At 69.3% G+C, this 3357-nt stretch carries 2 protein-coding genes; one reads left to right on the forward strand and one right to left on the reverse strand.

Features of this window, described 5'->3' with window-relative positions; genetic code table 11:
• A partial coding sequence (locus tag Q0283_RS01710) for a ketopantoate reductase C-terminal domain-containing protein (RefSeq protein ID WP_298042262.1) occupies positions 1-677 on the forward strand: 677 nt, incomplete at its 5' end.
• A 506-nt stretch (positions 678-1183) separates the two neighbouring features.
• Here Q0283_RS01710 and Q0283_RS01715 read toward each other — a convergent pair.
• Positions 1184-2581 (reverse strand): amino acid adenylation domain-containing protein, encoded by a 1398-nt coding sequence (locus tag Q0283_RS01715; RefSeq protein WP_298042264.1) that lies wholly within the window; start codon positions 2579-2581, stop codon positions 1184-1186.
• Positions 2582-3357 lie beyond the last annotated feature (776 nt).

The following is a 3357-nucleotide window of genomic DNA, read 5'->3' on the forward strand; positions in this document are numbered from 1 at the left end:
GACCGGACACCACCATCCTGCCCCTGCTCAACGGCATGGCCCACCTGGAGCGGGTGAACGCCCGCTTCGGCCGCGGTGCCGTGCTCGGGGGGATCGTCCGTGTGGTCGCCACGGTCACCCCGGAGGGTGCGGTCTTCCAGTTCAAGCCGGGCGCCACGATGATCTTTGGCGAACAGGACCGGCAGCACACTGACCGGGCGGCCCGGGTCCAGCAGGAACTGTCGGTCCCGGGGTACGACCTGGTCCTGGACGAGGACGTCCTGGCCGCGATGTGGCACAAGTGGGCCTTCATCGTGGCCGGGGGGACCACCACGTGCCTGATGCGTGGCACCATCGGCGCCATCCTGGCCACCCCCGGCGGCAGGGAGTTCGTCCTGGAGGTCATCGACCAGACCGAACGGGTCGCCGCGGCGGCCGGATACCCCGTCTCGGACGCCGCGCACGCGGCGAGCCTGGAGATGTTCACCGAACCCGGGTCCGTGTTCACCTCCTCCCTCTACCGGGACCTGACCGCCGGGTTCTCGCACGAGGGGGAACACCTGCTCGGGGAGTTCGTGGCCACGGCGGAGCGGTACGGCGTGGAGGTCCCCCTGACCCGGCTGGCCCTGGCCCACGTCCGGGTCCACGACCAGGCCGGCAGCCCGCGGCCGCAGTCGGTGCTCGCCGGCACCCACTGACGGGAACAGCCCGTCTCCGGCCCAGAACCTCGTCATCATTTCCCATCCAGGGCCTCACCACTCGCGGTGACCCGACGACTGAGCATGCGGCGAACCCTTGCTGGTGCGCCCATCCGCCGTGGGGGGCTCGTTCTGGACCCGGGCCGTCCACCGGTATGGGCAGGCTGGCCTACTGACGGCTCATGGGTGGTGGTCGTCCGGAGCTGCACCATGACGCCCAGGCCTGCCCGGGGTTCCTCACGGAGATCCGTCCGGACCTCGGGAGCGTCCGGACCTCGGGAGCGTCCGGACCTCGTGAGCGGCCGGATCTGCGCCTGCGGCAGGACCGGGACGGTCTCTTCGGGTCCGGTGATCGACGGCGCATCGGACACCAGCTCCGGAGAAGTACGCCACCCAGGCATGGGCGTGGACATCTCTGCCCGTGCAGGAATCACCCCGTGGGACGTGAACAACCCAGGCAGGACGGGGCAGCGCGCCGCCGCTCCGGGGTCACGTCGATGGGTGCGTCAGGGCCGTGGCACCCTGGCCGCCCGTGCCCACGGAAGGTGGTGGAGGGACGACTGGACGATCGCCGTCGCGATACCCCTCTGCAGCATCTGCACCGATTCGATCTCGATGAGTTCGATGCGGTAACCGCGGACCCTGACCCGGTCGTCGATACGGCCCAGGTACTCGATGTTCCCGTCCGCAGCGATCCGGCCCAGGTCGCCGGTGCGGAAGATCCGACCGGACGGGTTGTTGGGCAGGCCGACGCTGTCCTGGATGAACGCCTTCGCCGTGAGCTCGGGACGGTTGAGGTATCCCGCGGCGAGTCCCACACCGCCGATGCAGATCTCCCCGGTGTCGCCCCGGGCAACCACCCGCTCGGACCCGGGTTCCAGGAGAACCACCGAATAGGTCGGCAAGGGCATGCCGATGGTCACGCGGCCGTGGGGGTCCAGGGTGGTCCACGTAGCCGTGACGGTGGCCTCCGGAGGGCCATAGGCGTTCACCAACCGAAGGCCGGGCCGGTGCCAGCGGGTGATCAGGTCGTGGGGACACGGCTCGCCTGAGACGAGCACGAACCGCAGGTCAGGCAGATCGTCGTCCAGTGTGGCGAGCAGGGTGGGGACGCAGCAGAGGCCGGTGACCCGGAGATCGAGGAGGAAGTCATGTAGGTCTTGGCCGATCAGGGGCGCCCCGTGGGGCTTGGGCACGATCGTGGCACCGGCCATCCAGGGCACCCAGATCTCCTCGACCGAGAAGTCGAAGGCGATACTCATGCCCTGATAGATCCGGTCTTCACCCGTGATGCCGTAGACCTCGGCCGCGACCCGCACGAAGTTGCAGATGCTCGCGTGCTCGATGGCGACCCCCTTGGGTCGCCCCCTCGCGCCCGAGGTGTAGATCACGTAGGCCAGCTCATCGACGGGGAGTCCGCGCTCCTCCGGCCTGAGCCGCTCGGAGGGCTGGGCGGCGATGGCGGAGGCCTCGGCATCCACGACGACCACGGTGGCCGCGACCGCGTCCAGTGTCTCCACGTGGAGGGAGCGCGTCAGGACAGCGCTGACGCCGGCGTCCCGGCAGATATACGCGATACGGTCCACGGGGAAACCAGGGTCAAGCGGCACGTAGGCGGCATTCAGCTTCAACGTGGCCAGCATGCCGGTATACCCGTCCAATGGATGATCCGACAACAGCGCGACGCGGTCCCCGCAACGGACCCCGCGTCGTCTCAGATGACGAGCGAGACGGTTGGCCCGCGCGTCGAGATCCGCGTAGGTGACCGCGAGGGCGCCGGTGTCCACCGCGAGGCGATGCGGGTGCCCGTGCTGCAGCAGCTCGTCGACCTTCCCCTCGAACAGGTGATCCAGTCGTTCGCCCGGCGACCAGCGCACTCGCTGGTCGAAGCGCGTGTCGACCAAGACCGCCGGGACGCTGGGCCGGGCCTCCAGGGACTCGGGCCCGGGGGAGAGGAACCCCGTGTCCTCGCCGTGTCCAGGGGATGCCCAGGTGCCCGGGGGAGTCCCAGGCGCTTGGGGTAGAGACCGATCGGATCCGAACGACTCCGACCCGCGAGTAGCGAAAATGGCTTCCTGATCCGTCACGGCCATGCCTTCCATCGAGATGCACCACAGCCCAGAACGGAGAAGGGGATAACCCGATGCTGGGCCCACGGAAATCGAGACCTTGCGATACAGTGCACCCTGACACCGCGGTCAGCAGAGGGTCAACAGCCCGCGAATCACCCCTTCATGATCCAGGTACCGTTCGGGTGTGATCGTGCCGGAACCTCTCGGTGCCGCTCCGGACAGTCAAGAGTGTCCTCCGTCAATCCGCGGTCAGGAGGTGCTTGGACCCGTTCCGGGACCCGGCCTCAGAAGTCCACAGCTCGTGGTCGACGGTCCGGTAGCCATCGGCCCTCTCACAGAGGACGAACGGGTCTTCAGCCTCGCCCAGGCGGAGCCGCCCGCCCCTCCGGACGCCGCAGTCGCATTCACGGTTCCCGCTCTGCGCGGGCGCCCGAGCGCGTGCAGGGTGCGGCCCCGTCAGGGTGGCGATCAACGGGCGTCTCCCGATCGCCGCCCCTGCTCGTCTCCGGACCGGAGACGAGCAGGGGCGGCTGGGGCGTCACTGCCTGCCGGTCATCGGGTCGAGGTTGGGGTAGAGGGGGTGGGCGGTGGCCAGGGCGTGGACGCGG

The organism is uncultured Citricoccus sp. (genome assembly GCF_937871995.1).
Classification (GTDB): Bacteria; Actinomycetota; Actinomycetes; order Actinomycetales; family Micrococcaceae; genus Citricoccus.